Source organism: Mesorhizobium sp. CNPSo 4671, from assembly GCF_057784245.1.
This window is the reverse complement of record NZ_JBWLUW010000005.1, coordinates 54,219-76,526: the sequence shown is the minus strand read 5'-3', so window position 1 is coordinate 76,526 and position 22,308 is coordinate 54,219. Positions and strand designations below refer to the sequence as shown.

At 62.0% G+C, this 22,308-nt stretch carries 20 protein-coding genes; 10 read left to right on the top strand and 10 right to left on the bottom strand.

Features of this window, described 5'->3' with window-relative positions:
• The first annotated feature begins 40 nt into the window (after nt 1–40).
• Nucleotides 41–1,063, top strand: coding sequence for a phosphoribosyltransferase (locus tag AC04SF_RS16315; protein ID WP_488478682.1), 1,023 nt, complete (start codon nt 41–43; stop codon nt 1,061–1,063).
• A 432-nt stretch (nt 1,064–1,495) separates the two neighbouring features.
• Nucleotides 1,496–2,617 carry an alpha/beta hydrolase gene (locus tag AC04SF_RS16310; protein ID WP_488478681.1) on the top strand — a complete coding sequence of 374 codons (1,122 nt, stop codon included), beginning with the start codon at nt 1,496–1,498 and terminating at the stop codon, nt 2,615–2,617.
• Nucleotides 2,618–2,721: 104 nt separating this feature from the next.
• Here the strand turns inward: AC04SF_RS16310 and AC04SF_RS16305 are convergent, their stop codons facing one another.
• The 8 genes from AC04SF_RS16305 to AC04SF_RS16270 all read right to left on the bottom strand — a co-directional run bounded on the left by AC04SF_RS16305 (nt 2,722) and on the right by AC04SF_RS16270 (nt 11,167).
• Complete coding sequence (locus AC04SF_RS16305; protein ID WP_096453018.1) at nt 2,722–3,801, bottom strand: glycosyltransferase; 1,080 nt, start codon at nt 3,799–3,801, stop codon at nt 2,722–2,724.
• Between the two features lie 60 nt (nt 3,802–3,861).
• Nucleotides 3,862–4,311 (bottom strand): hypothetical protein, encoded by a 450-nt coding sequence (locus AC04SF_RS16300; RefSeq protein ID WP_488478680.1) that lies wholly within the window; start codon nt 4,309–4,311, stop codon nt 3,862–3,864.
• A 13-nt stretch (nt 4,312–4,324) separates the two neighbouring features.
• Nucleotides 4,325–5,770: a GMC oxidoreductase gene (locus AC04SF_RS16295; RefSeq protein WP_488478679.1), complete on the bottom strand. Its 1,446-nt coding sequence runs from the start codon at nt 5,768–5,770 to the stop codon at nt 4,325–4,327.
• 61 nt (nt 5,771–5,831) lie between these two features.
• Nucleotides 5,832–7,163, bottom strand: a complete 1,332-nt coding sequence (locus AC04SF_RS16290) for a UDP-glucose dehydrogenase family protein (RefSeq protein WP_488478678.1) — start codon at nt 7,161–7,163, stop codon at nt 5,832–5,834.
• 49 nt (nt 7,164–7,212) lie between these two features.
• Nucleotides 7,213–8,094: an endo-1,3-1,4-beta-glycanase ExoK gene (gene exoK / locus AC04SF_RS16285; RefSeq protein WP_488478677.1), complete on the bottom strand. Its 882-nt coding sequence runs from the start codon at nt 8,092–8,094 to the stop codon at nt 7,213–7,215.
• A gap of 169 nt (nt 8,095–8,263) precedes the next feature.
• Complete coding sequence (locus AC04SF_RS16280) at nt 8,264–8,665, bottom strand: hypothetical protein (RefSeq protein WP_488478676.1); 402 nt, start codon at nt 8,663–8,665, stop codon at nt 8,264–8,266.
• Between the two features lie 289 nt (nt 8,666–8,954).
• Nucleotides 8,955–9,977, bottom strand: a complete 1,023-nt coding sequence (locus AC04SF_RS16275) for a glycosyltransferase family 2 protein (RefSeq protein WP_488478675.1) — start codon at nt 9,975–9,977, stop codon at nt 8,955–8,957.
• A gap of 65 nt (nt 9,978–10,042) precedes the next feature.
• Nucleotides 10,043–11,167 (bottom strand): nucleotidyltransferase family protein, encoded by a 1,125-nt coding sequence (locus AC04SF_RS16270; protein WP_488478674.1) that lies wholly within the window; start codon nt 11,165–11,167, stop codon nt 10,043–10,045.
• 517 nt (nt 11,168–11,684) lie between these two features.
• Here AC04SF_RS16270 and AC04SF_RS16265 point away from each other — a divergent pair.
• The 6 genes from AC04SF_RS16265 (at nt 11,685) to AC04SF_RS16240 (ending at nt 17,573) form a co-directional block, all read left to right on the top strand.
• Nucleotides 11,685–11,837 carry a lasso peptide gene (locus AC04SF_RS16265; protein ID WP_010913078.1) on the top strand — a complete coding sequence of 51 codons (153 nt, stop codon included), beginning with the start codon at nt 11,685–11,687 and terminating at the stop codon, nt 11,835–11,837.
• A gap of 137 nt (nt 11,838–11,974) precedes the next feature.
• A complete protein-coding gene (locus AC04SF_RS16260; protein WP_488478673.1) occupies nt 11,975–12,274 on the top strand; it encodes a PqqD family protein in 300 nt (99 codons plus the stop codon).
• A gap of 88 nt (nt 12,275–12,362) precedes the next feature.
• The gene (locus AC04SF_RS16255) at nt 12,363–12,773 is read left to right on the top strand and encodes a lasso peptide biosynthesis B2 protein (protein WP_488478672.1); all 411 of its coding nucleotides are present in this window, start codon (nt 12,363–12,365) and stop codon (nt 12,771–12,773) included.
• The gene (locus AC04SF_RS16250) at nt 12,770–14,692 is read left to right on the top strand and encodes a lasso peptide isopeptide bond-forming cyclase (RefSeq protein ID WP_488478671.1); all 1,923 of its coding nucleotides are present in this window, start codon (nt 12,770–12,772) and stop codon (nt 14,690–14,692) included. Before AC04SF_RS16255 ends, AC04SF_RS16250 begins: the two co-directional genes overlap by 4 nt.
• Nucleotides 14,689–15,720 (top strand): phosphoenolpyruvate carboxykinase (ATP), encoded by a 1,032-nt coding sequence (locus tag AC04SF_RS16245; protein ID WP_488478670.1) that lies wholly within the window; start codon nt 14,689–14,691, stop codon nt 15,718–15,720. Before AC04SF_RS16250 ends, AC04SF_RS16245 begins: the two co-directional genes overlap by 4 nt.
• A gap of 8 nt (nt 15,721–15,728) precedes the next feature.
• Nucleotides 15,729–17,573, top strand: coding sequence for an ABC transporter ATP-binding protein (locus AC04SF_RS16240; protein WP_488478669.1), 1,845 nt, complete (start codon nt 15,729–15,731; stop codon nt 17,571–17,573).
• A gap of 240 nt (nt 17,574–17,813) precedes the next feature.
• Here AC04SF_RS16240 and AC04SF_RS16235 read toward each other — a convergent pair whose 3' ends face one another.
• Complete coding sequence (locus AC04SF_RS16235; RefSeq protein ID WP_488478668.1) at nt 17,814–18,089, bottom strand: exopolysaccharide production repressor protein; 276 nt, start codon at nt 18,087–18,089, stop codon at nt 17,814–17,816.
• Between the two features lie 600 nt (nt 18,090–18,689).
• On the opposite strand from AC04SF_RS16235, the gene AC04SF_RS16230 reads away from it, so the two are divergent.
• Both AC04SF_RS16230 and AC04SF_RS16225 read left to right on the top strand, forming a co-directional pair.
• Entirely contained in the window at nt 18,690–19,367 is a 678-nt protein-coding gene (locus AC04SF_RS16230) for a sugar transferase (RefSeq protein ID WP_488478667.1), read from the top strand.
• Nucleotides 19,368–19,451: 84 nt separating this feature from the next.
• Nucleotides 19,452–20,711, top strand: a complete 1,260-nt coding sequence (locus AC04SF_RS16225) for a polysaccharide biosynthesis/export family protein (RefSeq protein WP_488478666.1) — start codon at nt 19,452–19,454, stop codon at nt 20,709–20,711.
• Nucleotides 20,712–20,906: 195 nt separating this feature from the next.
• Here the strand turns inward: AC04SF_RS16225 and AC04SF_RS16220 are convergent, their stop codons facing one another.
• Nucleotides 20,907–22,220, bottom strand: a complete 1,314-nt coding sequence (locus AC04SF_RS16220) for an O-antigen ligase family protein (RefSeq protein ID WP_488478665.1) — start codon at nt 22,218–22,220, stop codon at nt 20,907–20,909.
• Nucleotides 22,221–22,308: the final 88 nt, after the last annotated feature.

Sequence of the window (22,308 nt, the reverse complement as noted above, 5' to 3'; positions counted from 1 at the left end):
GCCGGCTACCCAATATCCACACGAGCATCAGGTCTGATCCATGCACTACCGATCGATCTCCGACATGAACGACACGATCGTCAGCAACCTTCACCGGCTGCCGCGCGACATCGACCTGGTGGTCGGTGTCCCCAGAAGCGGCGTGCTGGCGGGGACGCTTGTCAGCCTTGCGGCGAACATTCCGATGACCGACCTGGACTCCTTCCTGGAAGGCCGGGTCTACACGTCAGGCATCACCAAGCGCCGCGCCGCACTCGACCGCAAGGTCGCGGACATGCGCAAGGTGCTGGTGATCGACGACAGCATCGCCGGCGGCAACGCCATGCGCGATGCCCGCGCCCGTATCGAGGCTGCCGGCATCGAGGGCGATTTCATCTATGCCGCGGTGTTCGGCCTGGAGCCGAAGCACCCGGAAACCGACCTCGTCTTCGAGGTGGTGCGGCATCCGCGCATGTTCCAGTGGAATTTCATGCATCACAAATTCCTGGCGCAATGCTGCGTCGATATCGACGGCGTGTTGTGCCTCGACCCGACCGAAGCGGAAAACGACGACGGTCCGGCCTATGAGAAATTCCTCAGCGAAGCGCGGCCGCTTCATGCCCCGACCCACAGGATCGGCTGGCTGGTCACCAGCCGGCTGGAGAAATACCGCGCGCTGACCGAGGCCTGGCTGGCCAGGAATGGTATCCTGTACGACCAACTGATCATGCTCGACCTGCCAAGCAAGGCGGAGCGCCAGCGGCTTGGCGCGCATGGCAGTTTCAAGGCCGATTTCTACCGGAAATCCAACGCCATCCTGTTCATCGAAAGCGAGCACGCGCAGGCGCTGAAGATCACGGAGTTGTCGGGCAAGCCGGTGCTGTGCGTCGAAACGCACATAGTCAGCTTTCCCGACACGCTGTCGCTGCCGGCGCTCGGCCAGGCGGCGCGCAACCTGCCGGCCAGGCTGCGGCAGGTCAACTCGCAGGAAGGCCGCAAGGGCGCCGCCAAGGCCTTGGCCCGCGCCCTGCTGGGCGCGCGTGGCTACGAGACGCTGAAAAGCCGGGTCAAGCGCCCGGCCTGATCCCGAACGCTATTTGCCCTGACGCGATGCTCCGGCCGAGACTCGACGCAATTGTTCGGGCTACGATGCCAATCGCACACGCGCGCTGCCGGTCAATGCCCGGGGGATCAACCCAAGAGTCGAAGTATCAGCGCGTGGCTTCCAGCCTTCGCACCAAGCGCTTTATCTGGCGGGGCACTAGTAACCCGCTTTGAATCGATTCCATGCGGCCTGTGACGAAGACGTGAACACCATTTCATGGTCCTCACTTCTCTAAGTCTTGAGTAAATTCTTTGGATGTGCTGATGTTTCACATGGCCTTGCGGAAATGGGGGAAGCAATGCCAGAAAATCCTGACGCCGGCGTAGCGAATTCGTTCCTCCAAGCGCGGGTTATGACGCATAAGATCCAGTTTGACCTTTGCACGGACGCAGTGGAGCTTGGGGGGCAGCCATGAGGATCAAGGTCTATTTCGCTACAAATCGGCAGCCGTTTACCGAGCCGGGCGGCAGTCGTATCGTCGACTTCGGCTCCGAACTCGGACCTGTGGGCGGGCTTAACGTTCGCTACGGCAGTGCCGACGTCGACGTCGATCTCCAGGCGCGAACCAACGTGTTCGTTCCCGGCTCTCTTGAGGTCGCTGATGAACAGCTGATCTTCGCCAAAGGCGACACGCCCCAGTTGGGAAGCAACACGATATTCGACGCGCTGAGGAATGACATGGTGGCTTCGAAACGGCCGACCATCGCCTTCATTCACGGGTTCAGCAACAGCTTTTTCGATGCTATCGAACGCGGTGGTTGGATCTCGGCCTTCTATGGCCTCAACGCCAATATGTTCGTGTTCACCTGGCCCTCGATCGCTTCGCCGCTTGGGGTTCCCCTGCCTTACAACGACTCCACACATGATCGAGGGACTGCTTCCGCATCGGGTCCATCCGTCGCCCGAACGATCCGACGGTTGCACGATTATGTCGACTCCTTGCCGGAGGAGTTGCGCTGCCAGCAGAGCATCCACCTGCTCTGCCACAGCATGGGAAACTATGTGCTCAGGAACGCGCTTCAGGCCCTTCTCAGACTGCCCGACCCGGTGGTGGCGAAGCAGACCGGAGAGTCGGTCTCGGCAATGGTGCCGCTTGGCCAGAACAACCCCAACCCTGCGGTTCTGAGGCGGACCTTCGACAAGATCGTGCTGGCCGCCGCCGACGAGGACGCCGACGCCTTCGATGACCCGGCAAAGTTGAAGTTCCTGCCACGGATTGGCCAGTCCGTCTCCGTCTACCATTCCTCAAAAGACTGGGTCCTCAACACATTGAGCGCCGGGACAAAATTCAACGGGCCAAGGCTGGGCAATGATGGCCCGGACAATATGGCGACCATCAGCGACAAAGTGACTGCCATCGACTGTTCCGACGTGACGACCTTCGCGAAGGATCCGGAGCAGCATCAGTACTACCGGATTTTCCCTGTCGTCCGAGACGACATCGTTCAGGTGCTGAAGGGCGTACTTCAGAACAAGGTCACAAACAGGACTGCCGTGTCGCAGGGACGATACCGGATCAAGAAACCAAAGTGAGCCGTCAAAAACTCAGCGCACCACCGAGCGTTGAAGCCAGCTGATGCCGCCTCCAAGATCGAACTCGCGCCCGGTCCTGCAGGCGCCCCGACTTGTCCGAAATATCAGGCTGCCTGGCGCGCGCGTTGCTGCACCGCCCTGTCCAGTATCGAGAAGAAGGTGACGAACTGGCGATCGGGATCGAGCTCCGGGCGGCCCGCAAAGCCGCGCGCGAGGCTTGAAACCCGCTCGTATTCCTTTTTGTCGTTCCACAGCTGCCTGACGGCCGCGACCCAGTCGATGAGCGGAGCGTCATAATCGAGCACCGCGCCGCCGGGCCCGATCGCTTCGGGCAAGCCGCCGCGCCGCGAGCCGACGACCGGAATGCCGCTGCAATGGGCCTCTGACGCCACACGGCCCCAGGCCTCCTCCCATTTCGAGGGCGCAAGCAGGATCCTGGTGCGGCCATAGATCGTCTTCATGTCGTTGGTGCGGCTCTCCAGCGTGACATTGCCGAGTGGCCTGATCGTCTCTTCGATGCGCGCACGATGGTCGTCCTCCAGCTTCCAGCTTTCGACGAACAGGAACGGGATTTCCGGGCAGGCGCCGGCAATGCGCACCGCCAGCTCAAAACCCTTTTCCTCATAGGGGTTGATCAAGGTGACGAACTGGCCCGTGGTCGGCGTGCTGTATTGCATCGGATTGATGGTTGGCGGGATCACCGTCGCCTCGATGCCAAATTCCTTGCTGTAGGCGCGCGCGGTAAACTCGGAATTGGCGATGTAGAGCGCGGAGCGCAATTCGCGCAGGTCGCCGCCCAGTTCATGGAACTCGACATTTCTGAGATAGACGACCAGCGGCACACCCTCGGCTTGCAGTGCCTTGCCCAGCGGAACCGATTTGTGGCACTGGACCACGGTCACATCGGGCTTCTGTTTCTTGACGGCAAAGCGTGCTGCTTCCCAAGGAAACCATGTCCTGATCACTGGGTAGCCGGGAAAGCTGTCGACGACCGCGGGCTGCCGCAAGAGCTTCATCTTGGCGCGCGCCTTGAGGCCGAACATGCCGTCGCCGAACAAAGCGGCGAGCACCGACGCTTCATGCCCGTGTTCGATCAGCTGCTGCACCAGATGATGCGTGCTGGACTGGACGCCGCCGCCGAACTCTGGCGGGTAGCCGTTGCCGCTGGCAAAGAGGACTTTCATGAACCGGCTCCTTGTCACATTCTGATGTTCTGGCTCGTCTGATCGGGGGCCACTTGCTGCTCACGCGCTCTGTGGCGGGTCAAGCGTCGCGAACGGGTTGGTGCAGGAGTGCCATCCGGTGAACCGGATCGGATCGTCGGGTGAACTGCGCCAGGCGTAGTCCGTCAGCATATGAAACTCTGCGATGACCCAGCGGTCGAACTGTAAGAGATCTTCGCGCTTCTGCCGGGGCAGGAGGCGACGCGCCGCGCCCAATTTGAGCTCCTCCACCAGCGTGACGGCATCACTCAATTTTTCGCTTGGAAAGACCCACGGATTCCGGTTGCGGAACTCCAGCACGAATTGCTGCAGATGCTCGATGCGCATGTTCAGCCCGCCGAGATATTTTTCCAGCGTGACGCGGACCAGATCCTCGTCCGAAAACGAGGAGACGGCCGCATAGGCAACGCCCGTCGAGGCAACGCCGCCTGCCAGGATGGCCAGTGCCGAGCGCCGTGTGACTTCGATCATCGGCCCGCTCCTCTCACGCGATCCGGCTCGCCGCCCGAAGCGACAAAGCAGCCGCGGTCAGGCTTGGGTTGGCGCAGGAGCAGCTCGGATAGGTGCTGGTGCCGACGACAACCAGGTTTCTCAAGCGGTGATGGATCATGTTGCTGTCGATCACCGAATCGGCCGGGCCGGTGCCCATCCTGAGCGTGCCCTGGACATGCGATTCCGTTGGCCGGATGCCGCGGTCGAAGAGCCGTTCGATCGGCAGCGGGGCAAGCAGCCCCGGCAATTTATCCAGCGCCCGGGCCATGCCCTTGACCGCGTAGTCCGACGGTGCCTTGAAGGAGACAAAGGCATTGTCGTCCTCGTCGAGAGTGACGAAATTCTCGTGATCGAGCAGGTTTTCGGTAACCACAACCAGCGGCAGAGTCTGGCGCAACCGCCCCTTCTCGGCGCGCATCCCGTGCTGCCAGCGGTTTTCGAAATAGACCAGCGCCGCCGCGTGCTCGGACCGGTGCGGACCGTCATAGAGACCGAAATTCAGGCCGGTGGTGATGGTGCTGCCGTCGAAATTGTCGACGCCGTCGAGATAGACCTCGAAATTCCAGCCATAGGATTCGTGCAGGCCGCGCCCGACGAATTCGTCTCCCAGGCCGGATCGCAGCATGATCGCGGCGCTCTGGATGGCATTGGCGCCGAGGATGAAGAGATCGCCGCTGACCTGATATTCCTTGCCGCCATGGACGAAGGTGACCGAACGGACCGTGCCGCCGACATGGTCGAGCCTGCGCACTTCCGCACCGAGGCAGACCGAAACGTCGGGATGCTCGAAGACATGCATCAAGCCGTTGTTGACGGTGAATTTGGCGTCGGCCGGACACAGCCAGCAACGCAGATTGGCACAGCACGAGCTGCGCTGCGCGGTCGGCACGCGGGCCCGCGCGGTCGGCATGACGAAATGCTGGTCGGGCTGGGCCGCCTTCATCATCTTGTCTGGCGTCGACATGCGATGCGGCGGTTGCGGAAACGGCTTCGAGCGCGGCAGCATCGCCGCCATGTCGGGGTCGCCGGAGATCGACATGATCTCTTCGGCGTCGCAGTAGAAAGGTTCGACATCGTCATAACTGATCGGCCAGTCATTGCCGATGCCGTAGGTGCTTTTCAGCCTGAAGTCGTTGGGGTGGAAGCGTGGCGTCTGCGCGAACCAGCAGTTGGTTCCGCCACCCAGCCCGATCGTGTAATTCCACGGCTTGTCGGCATTGTCGGTCTTGTAGGTCGTTTCGTCGTCGATGTCGGTGTTGGCGTTCTGGTCGAGCTGCCATTCATGCGTGTTGTGCCGGCCCCATTCCAGGACCAGGATGCGCGCCTTACGCCGCTTGGCTAACTCATGCAGGAAGAACGCCGAACCGAAACCGGAGCCGATCGCGACAACATCGAAATGATCCCTGGTGATTTGCTCGGGCTTTACGTCCAGCACCATCAGCCACGTCTCCTTTCCGCGCCGGGCGCGTGTGCCAGATTCTGGTTGCTCTGCGCGGCTCTCATGCCGCCATTCTGCCGATCGAGTGGTATTCGATGCCATGGCGCGCCACGACCTTGGGGTCGTAGAGGTTGCGGCCGTCGAAAATGACCGGCGTGGTCAGCGCGTCCTTCAGCGCGTCGAAGGACGGGGCTCGAAAACTCTTCCATTCGGTGGCGATGAGCAGCGCATCGGCGCCGCGCAGCGCCGCTTCCTTGGTGCCGCACAGCATCAGGTCGTCGCGCAGGCCATAGATGGCCTGGCATTCCTGCATCGCCTCGGGATCATAGGCCTGCACGATGGCGCCGGCCTTCCACAGTGCTTCCATCAGGACGCGCGCCGGCGCCTCGCGCATGTCGTCGGTGTTGGGCTTGAAGGCCAGGCCCCAGAGCGCGAAGGTCTTGCCCTTGAGACTGCCCTTGAAATAGCGGTTCACCTTGTCGAACAGCACGGATTTCTGGTCGTTGTTGCGCTCCTCGACGGCGCGCAGCAGCTTGGCGTCGAATTTGACGCCCTCGGCGGTCTTGATCAAGGCGCGGACGTCCTTGGGGAAGCACGAGCCGCCATAGCCGAGACCCGGATAGATGAAGTGGTAGCCGATGCGCGGATCGCTGCCGATGCCCTTGCGCACCTCCTCGATGTCGGCGCCGAGCTGCTCGGCCAGATTGGCCATTTCGTTCATGAAGCTGATCTTGGTGGCCAGCATGCAGTTGGCGGCGTATTTCGTGAATTCGGCGCTGCGCACGTCCATCACGATCATCTTTTCGTGGTTGCGGTTGAAGGGCGCGTAGAGCTCGCGCATCACCGCCTCGGTCGCCTCGCTCGAGGTGCCGACGATGATACGGTCGGGCTTCATGCAGTCGGCGACGGCCGAGCCTTCCTTGAGGAATTCGGGATTGGAGGCAACGTCGAAGGCGAGGTCCTCGCGGCCTCTCTTCTTCAGTGTCTCGGCGATCCTGGCCTTCACCTTTTCGCAAGTGCCGACCGGCACGGTCGACTTGCCGACGACGATCTTGGCCGTGTCCATTTCGCGGCCTATGGTCTCGGCGACCGCCAGCACGTATTTGAGGTCGGCTGAACCGTCCTCGCCGGGCGGCGTGCCGACCGCGATCATCTGGATTTCACCGTGCCTGACGGCGGCCGCCGCATCGGTGGTGAATTTGATGCGGCCGGCGGCGTGATTTTCCCTGACGATGCTTTCGAGGCCTGGCTCGAAGATCGGGACGAAGCCCTGGTTGAGGCGCTCCACCTTGTTTTCGTCGATGTCGACGCAAACAACCTGGTGGCCAACCTCGGCAAGCACCGCCGCCTGCACGAGGCCGACATAGCCAATTCCAAACACCGTCAAGTTCATTCGGTTTCATTCCTGTTCATGGCCGCGAACCGTTCTTGCTCCGGCCGGTTCAATTCGTCTTTCCCAACTCTTTTACGCTGCATACGAGCGATTCCGGAAACTGGCAGGGATCGCCGAGTGCGGTGAAGGCGACGCGTTCGACCTGCAGCGAAAGCTTGCGGCCGGGATCGGCGAACGCACCCATCCAGCCTTTCATGGTGTCGCTGCCCCAAAGGCTGAAGAAGATCTTCTGCGCATGGCTGGGCAGCTTCGTCGGATCGGTGATGGTGTTCACCAGCTGGCCGTTGACATACCAGCGCAAACTGTCCTTCTCCCAGACGAAGGCGTAATCGTTGAAGGCCTTGTCGGTGCCGCCCGGCACCTCGACCAGCTTTTCGTTCTTGCCCTTGCCGGCGATATAGGCGTTGACCTGCACCTTGGAGGTGTCCTTGGTCAGGATCTCGAAGTCGATCTCGTCCCACGGCTGCTTGTCTGACGGCCCGATATAGGTGAAGAAGGCCGCGTTGAGGCCGGAGCCGGTGTCGGTCTTCAGCCGCGCCTCGTAGGTGCCGTAGCCGAAGCGCTGCTTGGTCTGGATCTCTCCGCAGGCGAACTCGCGATCCTTCAGCTTCTGCTTTTCGAAGCCAAGCGACAGCGCGCCGTCGGAAAGCGCGACCAGTCCCTTCGACCAGGTGCAATTCTGATGACTGCCGTTGTTCCAGCCGTCGGACACATACCAGCGCGACCGATCGAAGCTCTTGAAATCATCGACGAAAGAGGGAGCCGACTGGATATCCTGTGCATGGGCGGGAGCCGCAAAGAGGCTGCCGAGAGCAGCCAGCAACAGCCCGCCGATCAAACCCAACCGCCTCAGGTCGGCTTGCCGGGTCGCATGCGAGAAGGACGTTGCGTCAATTGCCGTCGTGGACGTGGTTTTCGGATCCGAATTCATACCAAACTCACCTTTGTGCTGTGCGTCCCCAACCCAAAGTCGACGTTTGAACCGCTTCCAAACGGGCCAACCTTGGCCTTCTCTTTGACCCTCCCGAATTCCCTCTCCTGTCTGCATCATACCTTTAAAGTTTGCATCATGCCTTTGAAGTAGTCCCACGCCCTCATGGTCACGCCCGGCCGGCGCCCGCGGGCCTGGCGAAATCGACCGTGTCAGCCGAATCGGACGCCGCCCCCTCGTCGAAGACCAAATCCAGCGAATGGCGGAGTTCCTTCATCATGCCGTTCTGGCGTGACAGCGCCGCGATGCGGCGCTCGCAATTCAGGATCGATTCCGTCAGCGCGCTGACCTCGGATGAGCGTCTGTCGGAAGCGGAGCCGTTTTCCATGGCTTCGACGAGAAAGGCCGCGTTGGTCGCCGTCTTGCGGTAGCGGCTCTCCAGACCGGTTTTCTCGGCTTCGATCTCGGCGGCAATCTGCTCGAACAGCTTTGCCAGCCGGTCGAAGCGTGCAACGTCGGCCTGCCGGTCGCGGGCCGGATCCCTTGATCTGAAGCCGAATATCGAGGCCATGAGCTTAAATTCCTGTCATTGCCGGCTTGCATGCCGGGCACCTGGCCGATCCGCGCAAGCGGGGCTGAAAAACGCGTACCGCATCGTCCAACTCCACTGATGGGAGAGATATCGGACCAATCCGATCGGGGGCCAGTTCGGTTGATCGTTCGATTTGCTGCACCGCAACATAGACTGCCATCGTCAGAGCCGTGAGGCAACCACCCAATTCGTAAACTCATAAATCCGGTGGAAATGGTTTGCGCGGTGAATGCGCCATTGGCGGGTAAACCGGGCATTTCCCAATGCCTTACCGTTCTTTGCCCGTGCTGGTCCCGGCCATCAGGAAACGCAGCGGCGGCACGCGCTTTTGGCCGGAGACAAGGCCAACGCGCCGAAACAGCGCCTCGAGCTTGTCGGAGGCCACGCCCTGGACGATGGGGACCAGGTTGGATTGACTGGCTAAGGCATAGGCGGCGGCCGAAGCCAGCCCGCGTTCGGCCTTCACATCGAGGAAATTGCGCAGCCGGTATTTGTCGCGGACATGCCGCTCGTGCCGCCGCAGCACCGCCTTAGAGCCTTCCGGCAGGCTGTCGATCGCCAGCAGCGCCAGATCCGCGTCGGCCAGCCGTTTCAAGTCCTGGGTCTTGTGGCGGCCGCTGAGCGAATCGGCGCGCACGATGGCGCCGTAGCCGCAGGAGCGGATGACCTTGAACCGTGCCCCATGGGCGACCGCGCGGGCGTAGAGTTCGTAATCCTCGCCCAGCCGCAGGCTCTCGTCGTAGCACAATCGGTGCCGGTCGAGGAAGGCGCGGCTGATCACCGGCTTCAGGAAGCCAAGTTCGCCTCTCTGCACGCGGCGCCTCGAGATATTGCCTTCGACGAAGCGCTCGAAGTCGAGAAATTCCGGATCGGCGGCAAAATCGGGGGCGACGATCTTGGTTGCGTCACTTGTCGCATCATCCCTGATGAGCATGATGTTGTCGGCTGCGAAATCCCAATCGGAGGCGGCAAACAGGTTGCGAAACCGGCCCTCGAGGAAGAAGTCGTCGGCGTCCAGAATGCTGATAAACGGCGCTTTCGAGCTGGCGATGGCGGCATTGCGAGCGAAGGAGGGGCCGCGATTGACGTCAAGGCGCATCACCGCAAGCCGGCCGCTGCCGTCGTCGGCGGAGCGGGCGACCTCGGCCGTATTGTCGGTGGAGCCGTCGTCGACGACGACGACCTCCGCCACCTCGGGCTCGCGCAACGCGGATGCGATGGCGACCGCGATCGTGCGCCCCGCATTTTTGGCCGCGATGATCACGCAGACCTCGGATTTCGTCATCGACATGGGTTTTGCCTCTTGCACAGGTTTCGATATGCCCTCGCCCTGTACGTATTGCGACGCGACAGCCATCACGGACTGGCCGGCCGTTCGAAGATGCGGCGGCTGATGTCCGCCGATGCTGCCCAGCCGGCTTCGGCCAGGTAGCGGACGGGAGCCCGGCCGCACAATTCCCACAACACTGTTCGCCGCTGTGGCCATCGCAAGGACGACAGCCATGGCGCGACGACCATGTTGAGCAGATCCTCATTGCCGATGCGCGACAGGATCGGCTTGGCCCGCTCCGACAAAAGCGTGCCGGTACCGCCCAGCAGCACATCGGCGGCGCGCAGGCCGAGCAGCAGTGTATCGTCCAGCCCCTGGCTCACCGCCGCATCGAGCACACGCTGTTGATCGGCCTCGTCGAGACGGTTGGCGCTGGCCCTGATATCGCAGACATAACCGGCGCAAGGTTCGCGGTTGAACAATGCCTTGGCAACGCTGATGCAGGACAGCATCAGCGTGTCGGCGACCGAGGTGAACGGCACCTGGGTGCCGGTGATCTCGACCGGCCGCTTGCCCCGCAGGAAACCGTCGGCATCGCGCGGACTGGGCGAGCCGGGCTGCTGGAGCCGATAGTGAAGATCGACCGTGGACGGCCCGTTGCCACGGATCATGTGCTGTTCGCCAAGAAAACGGACCCACCAGACGGAACTTGACTTGCCAGCAACCTCGTAGCCGATCGAGCGCAGCGCCTCGCGTGCTCTCGAGAACCCTGCTGGCGAAACCAGGATGTCGACATCGCCCGAAGGCTTCATAAAATGGTCGTCGTAGAGCAGATACTGCTGGAACGGACCTTTGAGAAAGACGAAATCGATTTGCCTGTCGCGCAGCGCCTGGTTGATCGCCATCGAATCCATGATGCAGGCGGCGTTCATCGAAACCGTTCGCCGGCGATAGGTGTCGAGCCACTGGAACAATTCGGCCGGCCTTTCATTCGCCGGGGCACGCGACAGTGCCTTCAGAACGAAGTTGGCGACCTTGTTCAACCTGGCGATGTCGGCGACGGCGGCGGCGGAAAGGCTCGGCGGCGACACATCGCCGGTCGAGGCCTTCGGCCCAGCGAAATACAACCGCAGGCAGGCCTGCACATAGGCGATCTCGTCGACGCAGTCGGCGGCGCGCAGTCGTTCATAGGAACTTTCCGGCAAGGCCATTGAGCGCATAGTCTCCAAAATGCGGTTTGCGCGACGCTTATGCTGCAAGTGCGAAGCAAAGCATCCTCAAAAACCTCGGCGCCGTAAAGTCTTTCCTTTCGCAGTGCGAAATTTTGCAACCAGGGCGTTTGCCGACGTTTCCGAAGACCACGGAATATACGATTGGAATTCCGGCCCTATCGAGGCGCTTCAGCCGACCTTCAACACGGATCGGCTAACAAAAATCCATCTCTTTAGCGATGCCTAAAAAAGCATCACCTCTATAAACTTTTTATGCAAGCAAAATCAATTGCTTAAAGAATCATCAGCCACAACGCCTGATCGCACTTGTTTTCAGGTGCAAAGAGGTGGAACTATGGGCATTGCGCACACGCATGGTGACGTCCGCAACCCGTAATTGATTAACCGGGGGTAAATGAGGCTTGACTCATAAATGCTGCCATGCAGCTATTGCATTGCAGCATGAAAGTGCTGACGGCACTCGACAGGCCGTTTCCAGTCCTCATTGGAGAGTAAAATGGAACAGAATGTTGAAAAGCACGAGTACGAAACGCCAAGCCTGACGGTACATGGTTCCATTGAGACCATCACCCAGGGCGGCGGTGGCAGCACGGCAATCGACGCGTCGTTTCCGGCACACACCCCAATTGGCGACCTGACGTTCTCCTGAGACTAGCCTGATCCTGGAGGAGTGACGTTGGGCCTCCAGGATTTAATAACGTGAATGGAGCCGGGGATGAGAATCCCCGACTTTCCCTTTTTTGAACTGACGACGCGTAGACCGTGTGTTGCAAACGAGGTTTTGGCATGAACTGGAACCCATCGGAGCGCGATTGCATAACTGCCACCAAGGATGCCGTAGCTTGCGAATTCGGTGATGGCCTCGCGCTGCTCAACCTGAAATCCAATATTTATTACAGCCTCAACGGCGTCGGCGCGTTCATCTGGGAACTGATCCAGGAGCCGAAGTCGATCGCCGATATCCGCGGCGCCGTGCTGGAGCGCTACAATGTCGACGCCGAGCGCTGCAAGGCCGACGTCGACACCTTGCTGAAAGGCCTGGCCGAAAACGGACTTGCGAGGCTGCACAATGAGGCACTTGTCTAGGCAGGTTCCGCAAAAGGCCATGATCTCGCGGCAAAGACCTGTGACGGACCAAAGACCGAGGCCTGCGAAACACCGGCCCAGCCGGGGCTTGGCCAGAGTTCTGTCCCTGAACGGCTCGGAAGCGCTTTTCCTCTGCCACTGCCTGCTGGTGGTCGCAACCGTCCGGCTGGGGCTGACATTGTTCTCCTACAACCGTGTTCGCGGCATGGTGACCCGGCTCAATGCGCGCCAGTGCGCCAGCATGGGCGAGTTGCGGCTCGTCGCCTGGGGGGTTGCCGCGGCCGCACGGTATGTGCCGCGCGCCTCTTGCCTTACCCAGGCGCTTGCGGGCCAATACATTCTCGCGCGCCAGGGCAATGCCTCTAACATCCGCATCGGCATCGAACGCGGCACGGGCGAGCAGTTGAAGGCGCATGCCTGGCTGATCAGCGACAACCATGTCGTGCTTGGCGGCTCCGTCGATGGCTTCGCGCATCTGGTCGACCACGGCAGCCGATGAGCGGCGTCGCCGGAATCCTGCTGCGACAGGGACCGCCGGCGGCGGACGCGGCAAGCGACATCCAGCAGATGCTGGCCCGCATGCGCCATCGCGGTCCCGACGGAAATTCATGGTGGCTGGACGACGGCATCGCGCTTGGCCACGCCTGGCTCGATACCACGGATGAAGCCGGCCCCGGCCCGCTGACCATGGCGAGCGGCAAGCTCGCCATAACGGCCGATTGCCGGCTGGACAATCGCGACGAGCTGATGGCGAGGCTCGGCATACGCGACAGGTCGGTTGCGGATGCGACATTGCTGATGCGCGCCTATCTGCGCTGGGGCGAATCCTGCCCCGTGCACCTGCAGGGTGATTTCGCCTTTGCCATCTGGGACGCCGAGCGGCAGCTGTTGTTCTGCGCGCGCGACCATTTCGGGGTCAAGCCGTTCTACTACCACGCCGCGGACAGGCGTTTCGTCTTTGCTTCCGAGATCGGGCCGATGCTTGGCCTCGATGGGGTCGGTGCGCGCATCAGCGAGCATCGCATTTCGGGATTCCTGGCCGGGCTTCCCGACGACCCGCAATCCACCCCCTACAGCGATATCTTCAGCCTGCCGGCGCGTCACAGCTTGACTGTCACCGCGCAAAAGGTGGTGCTGCGCCGATACTGGCAGATCGAGCCGTCGGCGCGGCCGCTGCGGTCGGATGCGGCCGAGGAATTCGCCCATCTCTTCGCGCAATCGGTGCGCAATCGCATGCGCGGAAGTCAGTCAATCGGCGCGATGCTCAGCGGCGGCCTCGATTCCTCGTCGATCGCCTGCGTCGCCGGCCTGCAGAACGCCGCCCAGCGGAAACCAAAGCTGCCGACCTTCTCGCTGATTTTCGAGAAGGGCTCGCCGATGGACGAGCGGGCCTTCATCGACGCCGTGCTGGATCAGCAGAAGACCGACCCGACGCTGATTCCTGTCGGCAATTATGCACCCTTCGCCGAGTTCGAACGGGTGCTGGAGGAGCAGGAAGGCACCTTCCTGGCGCCGGGACTGACGCTGACCCGCGGCATCTACCGCACGGCGGGCGCCAAGGGCATCAAGGTGCTGCTCGACGGCCATGGCGGCGACGAAGTCGTCTCACAGGGACACGGCCATCTGCACGAGCTTGCCAATGGCGGCCGGTGGTTGGACCTTTGGCGCGAGGTCCGCAGCGCCTCCAACACCTATGGCGACAGCACGCTCGGCCTCTATTTCCAGTTCCTCACCCTCTATGGGCCGGCCTGGCGGATCACCAAGGCGAGACAGCTGGCAAACCGTATCCTGAACAGAATACGCAAGCCCACGCAAATGCGGCGCGGCCGCGGCTGGCGCGACCTGATCAATCCGGACCTGGCCAGACGGACCGAGCTCGTCCAGCGCTTCCACCGGGCCGGCTACATGCCGCCCGGCATCCAGGCCAGCGACGCGCTCAGCCATCGCTGGATCCTGTCCAACGGCTATGTGCCGCACTCTTTCGAGGTGCTCGACAAGGCGGCCGCGAATTTCGGCGTCGAGCCGCGTTATCCCTTCTGGGACAAGCCGCTGGTCGAATTCTGCCTGGCGCTGCCGGGCGAGGAAAAACTCAGCCACGGCTTTGGCCGCTACGTGTTGCGCCGGGCCATGGAGGGCATCCTGCCGGCGGCGGTGCAGTGGCGGCGCACCAAGATCGATTTCACCGCCAATCTGGTCAACGGCATGGTGCTCAACCACCGCGACCTGCTGGAACAGCTGCTGGTTTCGGATGCCGGCCGTATCGCGCCCTATGTCAACCTGCCACAAGTGAGCGCCGCCTATGCGCGGCTGCTCAGCCAACCCGATCAGGCAGCCCCCCTCGATGTCCAATATGTCTGGCGTTCGGCCTCGCTGTCACTGTGGCTGCGACAGGTCCAGTACGCCGGGAGCCCCGCATGATGCCGCGCAACCAGCCGCTTGCCACATATCCTGGTGATCCTGCTCCTCATGGCGGGATGATGCGGGAGCGGCGATACTACCGGGCCTATGGCCTGACCATCGCGTCCGACGTGGCGCTGCCCGAACTGGAGCCGACGGAGCCGGCGGCGGCGGATATACTGATCGCGATCGGCACGATCGACATGCCGAAGCCTTCGTGCGAGGCCGCGACGATCTTCCGCTTCGAGCCGGACCGGCAATATCTGGCATGGCATGCCGTCGGCGCCTTCCTGATCAGCGATGTCAGCCGCATCGACATCGAGCCGACGCCCGGCGTCGACGACGCGCTGCTTGCCTTCCCGCTGCTCGGACCGGTGATGGCGCTCTTGCTGCACCGGCGTGGCCTGCTCGTCCTGCATGCCAGTGCCATCGCGGTTGCCGGCAAGGGTGCCATCTTCATGGGTGACAAGGGCGCCGGCAAGTCGACGACGGCAAGCGCGCTGATCCGGGCCGGTCATGAATTGCTCACCGACGATGTCGTGGCGCTCGATCTCACCGATCCGGACGCGCCGATGATCGTTCCGGGGTTTCCCCAGATCAAGCTTGCCGCCGACGCCGCAGCCGCGATCTCTCTGGGCCGAGCAGAGGTGCGGCCGCAAGTCCATCCGGCGATCGAGAAGATGCAACATCGCCTGCACGGCGCCTTCGCCGGCGGCAAGGTGCCGGCGATCAGGGTCTATGTCCTCGAGCGCGGCAAAAAGGCCGGGATAACGCCTCTGCCCGGCATCGCCGCCTTACCGGCGATCATCAAATTCTCCTATGTGACGCGGTTCGGTCGCGCGGCGCTCCCCGACGATTTCGCGGCGCTGCATTTTCGTCAATGTTCAGCAATCGCTAACCATGTCGGCGTGTTCCGGCTGGAAGTTCCGACCGGCCTCGACAGGATTGGCGAGGCCGTGGAACTGATCGAAGCCGATCTGGCGACCGGAGATCTGGCGGCCAGGGATCGGGTGGGCAAGAAACTGGCGGCCGGCCGTCGGCAGCGGTGAGCGCAATCATGTCGAAGTCCTCAATCCCTCGCCTGTCGCTGTTTCGCGATGTCGCCGCCTTCGGCGCCGTCATCGCCCAGATCGGCGGGCGGCGGGCCTGGACGGCGCTACTGTTCCTGATCCTCGGCAGCCTGACGGAAGGCATCTCGATCCTGCTGCTCGTGCCGCTGCTGCATCTGGTGGGACGCGCCGACCAGGATTTCGCGGTGCGGTTGCCGAACAATGATTTCGTGCGCTGGCTGGCGCCGGACGGAACGCTACAGCTGACGACGGTGCTATGCGCGCTGGTCGCGCTCGTTGCCGTGCAGGCCGCGTTCAACCGCTTCAAGTCGGTCTACATGGCGAGGCTTCTCTTCGATTTCATCAACCGTTTGCGCATGAACCTGTTCGAGAGCATCGGCAAGGCGCGCTGGGGCGTGTTCTCGCGCATGCGCAGCTCCGATCTCGACCACGCCCTGACCGGCGACATCGATCGTGTCCAGGGCGCCGCCTTCTCGCTGCTGATGCTGGTGCAGATATCAGTGCTTTTGGTGGGCTATCTCGTGATCTCGATGTTCATCTCCCCGGTCATGACGGCGTTTGCGATCGTCATCGGCATCGTGATGTTCGTGGTGCTGCAGCCGTTTCGCGCACGCGCCACCGCCTTTGGCAGGGTCCTGACCAGCAATCGCCAGGATCAGTACCGGACGGTCTCGGAATTCCTCGGCGGCATCAAGGTGGCCAAGAGCCTGAATGTCGAGGCCAGCTATTTCGCGCAGCTGCAGGCGACGCTGGAAAAGATGAAGGCCGACAACATCGACTATGTCAGCAACAGCTCGATCGGCACCGCGGTGTTCCAGGTGGCGAGCGTCGTGGGCCTCAGCCTGTTCATCTATGTGGCACTGGTCCGCTTCAACCTGTCGCTGGCCGAAATCGTCGTGCTGCTGCTGGTCTTCATGCGCATAGCACCGCGCTTCATGGACATGCAGACGCAAGCCCAGCAGGTGCTGATCAACCTGCCCGCCTATACCGCCATGCGCGGCCTACAGGCCCGTTTCGACGCCGAGCGCGAGCCGGGCCATGCCGAATCGGCGGATAAGCAGAAGCTGTCGCTCGATACCGGGCTGAACATTCGCGGTGTCTTCTTCGGCTACGACGACGGCACCGGCAAAACGGTGGTGAGCGACATCACCTTCGGCCTGCCGGCCGGCAAGGTCACCGCCCTGATCGGCCCCTCGGGATCGGGCAAGAGCACAATCGCCGACATGCTGCTCGGTCTGCTCGAACCGACCGCCGGCAAGATCCTCGTCGACGGCGTCGAGATCGATGCCGGCAATCGCCGGCGCTGGCGCGACCAGGTGGCCTATGTGCCGCAGGACGTGTTCCTGCTGCATGACACGATCGCGGCGAACCTGCGTCTGGCCGCGCCGCAGGCCAGCGACGACGAATTGTGGACCGCGCTGCGCGCTGCACATGCCGGCGAATTCGTCGAACGGCTCGACCAGCGGCTCGACACGGTGGTCGGCGACCGCGGCGTGCGGCTCTCCGGCGGCGAGCGTCAGCGCATCGCACTGGCGCGGGCGCTGCTGCGCAAGCCGTCGCTGCTCATCCTCGACGAGGCGACCAGTGCGCTCGACTGGCAGAACCAGTCGCTGATCGCCCGATCGATCGACGGATTGCGCGGCACGATGACCATTCTGACCATCGCGCACCGGCCGTCGATGATCGCCTTCGCCGACTGGGTGGTGGCGATGGAAGACGGCCGTGTCGTGGAAGTCGGACAGTATCAGCGGCTGAAGGCAAAGCCGGCGAGCCGGCTGTCCAGGATGCTGTCGGGAGAACAGTCGGAAACCGAACCTGCCAATGTGGCCTGAGGCCGGATTGGGGTGTGTTGAGATCCAGGTCAGGCCGCGCCGGAGTCGAAGGCGGGCGCGAAGCGACCAAACGGGGTGGCTTCCGAGAACCGGAGCGGAGCGTACTTTTGGGTAAGCACCGGCCTACGCCGGCCGTAGCCTTAACTGCCACGGGCCACTTGTGATTGCTTCGGCCGGCGAAGGCCGGAAGTGCAGGAAGTCGCCGTTTGCAGGCCGGCATCAGCTGAATATCAGCATACCCTAGTGCAGGCTGCGCCGGGCATTGCCCAGCTTCTCGCCTTCGGTCACGTCGGCCGAACTCAGCTTTCTCTCGGCTTCACGCAGCCTGTCAGCCGGCGTCGGCGCACTTTTGACGATCATGGCATAGACAAGCACGAAATAGCCGACCTGGATGATCACGGCGCAAATGATGACGCGCAACAACGTCGTGCCCAGCGAAGCGCCGCCAAGCCAAGACCAGGCAACAACGATTGCGAGAGCGAAAATCATCCCAACGATGAATTTTGGAAGTGACATACCCAACAGCCCATAAACCGGCCCGGGTTATATCAAACGATAGCCCCACCCGAGCGCCGTCCCTTGTTCTGCGGGCTTGTAAAGGTGCCCGCTATCGACCGGTTGCTTCCGGCCTTTCAACCTGTCGCCACTCTGACAGGTATAATTTGCAATTCTATTAAGGCGAGCAGGAGGCGGCAAGGGCAACCGCACATATTTTTGATTGAGCTTGCGCGATCGACTCTGTCATGCTGCAACGCACACGACCGCAATTCACTCAACCTGAAGCCACTGGCCATTTTCAGTACAACTCACAATATTATGTAGTATTTTATGTTAATAGTCGCGAACTTCGCACCTTCCTAAAGCACTAATATGTACCGTTCGCGGCCACCGAGAACGGCTTGCCCAAAAATCGCCCCAAAAAGGTCCGCATTTTTTTCGGCTTGCCCATTTCTTGTCACAAATGTGCTAAGCATCCTGAAAAATGTGCATTGCTAGCTTATTATTTGGTCAATTCATGACGCGACTATTTCAGTGGCCCGGGAAATTGTGTGTTGCGCTGCAACATTTTTTTGGTATCGTGTGGTGAACCATTCGTTCAACGCATGGAGTTTCCGCATGAGGGATATTGCCAAGTCGGCCACGGCGGGCTTTTCGCAGGCTGACACCGATTTTCCGCCGCCGATCGGCGGCCTCATCAAGCGCAGCTTCGATATTGCCGGTTCACTGGTTGGTCTGATCGCACTCAGCCCGCTGTTCATCATGATAGCGCTGCTGGTCAAGTTTTCCGACGGTGGATCGATTTTCTACGGTCATCGGCGAATCGGTCGCGGCGGGCGGATTTTTCCGTGCCTGAAATTCCGCACCATGGTTCCGGACGGCGACAAGGTGCTGGCCGCCTATCTCGCCACCAATCCGGACGCCAACGCGGAATGGACAGCGACCCGCAAGCTGAAGAACGATCCGCGCGTCACCCGCGTCGGCGCGGTTTTGCGCAAGCTCAGCCTCGATGAACTGCCGCAGATCATCAACATCCTGCAGGGCGACATGAGCCTTGTCGGGCCTCGCCCGGTGGTTCGCGACGAGCTGGAAATCTACGGCAGCGCCGCCGTCTACTATCTGAAGTCGCGGCCCGGCCTGACCGGCCTGTGGCAGGTCAGCGGCCGCAACGACGTCTCCTACGACAGCCGCGTCGCCTTCGACCGCCATTATGTCGAGAACTGGTCGCTGTTCGGCGACGTGCGCATCATCATCAAGACCGTGCCGGCCGTCTGGATGTCACGCGGCTCTTACTGACCGGCCGCCACCACCAGGCATCCGGCGGTAAGCTCATCGGGCGATGGGGCTAAAACGGATCGGAACGTTCAGTTGAAAACAGTCATGTTCGAAGCCTTTGGCAGCGGCCGCTTTTCCGGTCGCTCTCGGCTTATGGCCACCTGCCTTGCGATGTCGTTCGCTTTTCTTCCCCAGGTCGCCATATCGGGTGAATACCATCTCGGCTCGCAGGACAAGCTGACCATCCGCATCGCCGAATGGCAGACTGTCGAGGGCACGTTCCGCGACTGGTCGGCCGTGAACGGCGAATACACGGTCGGCCCGGGCGGAACGCTGTCGGTGCCGTTCGTCGGCGAGTTGCCGGCGGCCGGCAAGACCACGGCGGAAGTCGCGGCGGCGATCGGCGAGGCGCTACAGCGCAAGCTCGCTCTGTCGGACAAGCCCGAAGCCTCGGTCGAGATGGCGCAGTTCCGGCCTTTCTATATCTCGGGTGAAGTGCAGAACCCCGGCCAGTTTCCCTATGTGCCCGATCTTACGGTGCTGAAAGCGATCAGCGTCGCCGGCGGCATGAGGCGCAGCAGCGACTACGGCCCTCAGCTCGGCAAGGACCTGGTTACCGCCAAGGGCAATTTCGATATCTCCGACGACCAGCGCGTCCGGCTGCTTGTCAGGCGTGCCCGCATCGATGCCGATCTGGCTGGCAAGGCGAGTTTCGAAGCGCCGAAGGAGGTCGAGGGCGATCCGCGACTGCCGACCATCGTCGCCGACGAGATGACGATCCTCACGGCGGACCAGAAGGCGCTGAAGCTGAAGCTCGAGGCGCTGGACGATCTCAAGGGTGTCCTGCAGTCCGAAATCGAATCGCTGCAGAAGAAGATCGTCAACCAGCAGAAGCAGGTCGACCTGGCGCAGCAGCAGCTCGCCAGCATCGGTCCCCTGGCGCAGAAGGGTCTGGTCGCCAATGCCAGGCTTCTGGATTCGCAACAGTCCGTCACCGACCTGCAGGGCAAGATCCTGGACTACGAGACGGCAATCCTCACCGCCAAGCAGTCGATCAGCAAGGCGACGCAGGACGCCATCGATGCCCAGAACACATTGAGCTCGACCCTCGCCGCCGACCGGCAGCAGACCGAGGCCGACCTGAACGAGGCCGCGCTGAAGGTGAATATGCAGAAAGGCCTGATCGCCCAGGCTAGCGATCCCGCGACGACGGCCGCCATCACCAACGACCAGCAGCCTACCCTGCTCTATTCGCTGGTGCGCAATGTCGACGGCAAGACCAGCGAAATCGCCGCCAAGGAAGACACGCCGGTGCTGCCCGGCGACGTGATCAAGGTCAAGCTGGCACCGCTGGCCAGCCAGTAAGCCCCGGACTTCGGCGCGATCCAGCGCTTCGATCCATAACGCAGAGAGTTCCAACCTCCGTCAGGCCTGCCTGGCGGAGGATTTACTATGTGCGATTTCAGGCCGCGAAACGATAAAGCACGCCGCCTTCGAAGAAGTTCAGGAGGATGTCGTTACCCCAAAGGGCCTATGCGCTTTTGGGCGACTTGTCTCGGCTCACGCCTGGTCGGCGGCGGCCGGACGGCCGACATGCCGAGGCCAGGCTGGCTCGCCCCTTGCCGCATCCGCCGGGTCGAAGGCCGGCGACCACCGCGTGCGGGTGACCGGCAGCCGCGCCAGCTTGAAGTAGCTGAAATACATTAGGAAGGAGCCCATAATGTAGGGGTTGAGGATCTCGACCTCGACGAAGGAGCGGATGAGCAGCAGCACCATCACGCCGAAGAGCACCACCGATTCGGCCTGCCATGCCTTGAAGATCACCGTCGAGACATGGCCGTAGAGCGTGCGCAGCATGATCAGCGAGATCATCACCGCTCCGGTGAAGCCGAGCTCGACAAGCGCCTCGACATAGGTGTTGTGGAAGTGGAAGCCCGTGCGCGTGGTGATGTAGAATTCATTCCACAGCCGCTCGGCCTCGGCAAAGCCCTGCACCCAATAGGCGGCATAGCCTACGCCAAGGATCGGCGAACGCTGTGCGGCGTTCCAGCCCTGCTCCCACAAATAGGTCCGCCCGGTGAGCGTCGAATCCTTGCCGAAGAGGCCAAGCACGAAGTCCATGAGCCCGAGATTGAGGGCGACAAAGGCCACCACCACGATCAGGCCGGCGCCGACCACGAAGATCACCCGGCGATAGCGCCGCGACAAAAGCTTGGTCATGGCAAGAAGCGCAATCAGCGCCAGGACCGCCGGTATCGAGGCCATCGAGGTGGCGGAATGCGAAATGACCAGCAGGTAGGCCGACAACAGCACGACGGGCACGGTCAGGATGAAACTCAGCCGGCCACGCCGCAGGAAAGCGAGGAACACCACGGAGAAATAGATGCCGAGCGAGCCGACGAAGCCGATCTGGTTCTTGGAGGCAAAGGCGCCGACGAAATTGTAGGTGCCATCAAGGACGTCCTCGGAATAGGCGCCGACCTTGAGCGAATAGAGCATGACGAAGAAGATCCCGATCAGCGCGCCGAGCGTCAGGGTGCGCACGCTGACGGTGCGCGCCGCGACATAGGCACAGGCGATGTGGGAGAGATACTGGACCGCCGTTCTGGCTGTGACGCCGGGCGCCTGCGACCAGAAGATGGAAAAACAGATATAGGCCGCGAACAGCAACGGCAGCCAGGCGCTGGACAGCTGACGCAGGAAGCGCCGGTAGTCGACCAGGATGAGCGGAAGCCAGACGGCGTAGTAGGCCAGGATCAGCACCTGGCCGAAAATGACCGAGTAGGAGAACGCCCAGATCGAGACGGCCACGGCGAAGGCGCCATAGACCGAGTTCTTCTCGGGATCGACCAGCAGGGACTTTGGAATTTTCATCTCAGAGTCCCGCCGACGCAACCCAGGCCCGGTAGGCCGCAAGCCGGCCGGCATGTCCGCAAACAGGGGCGTGCAATAAACGGCATCT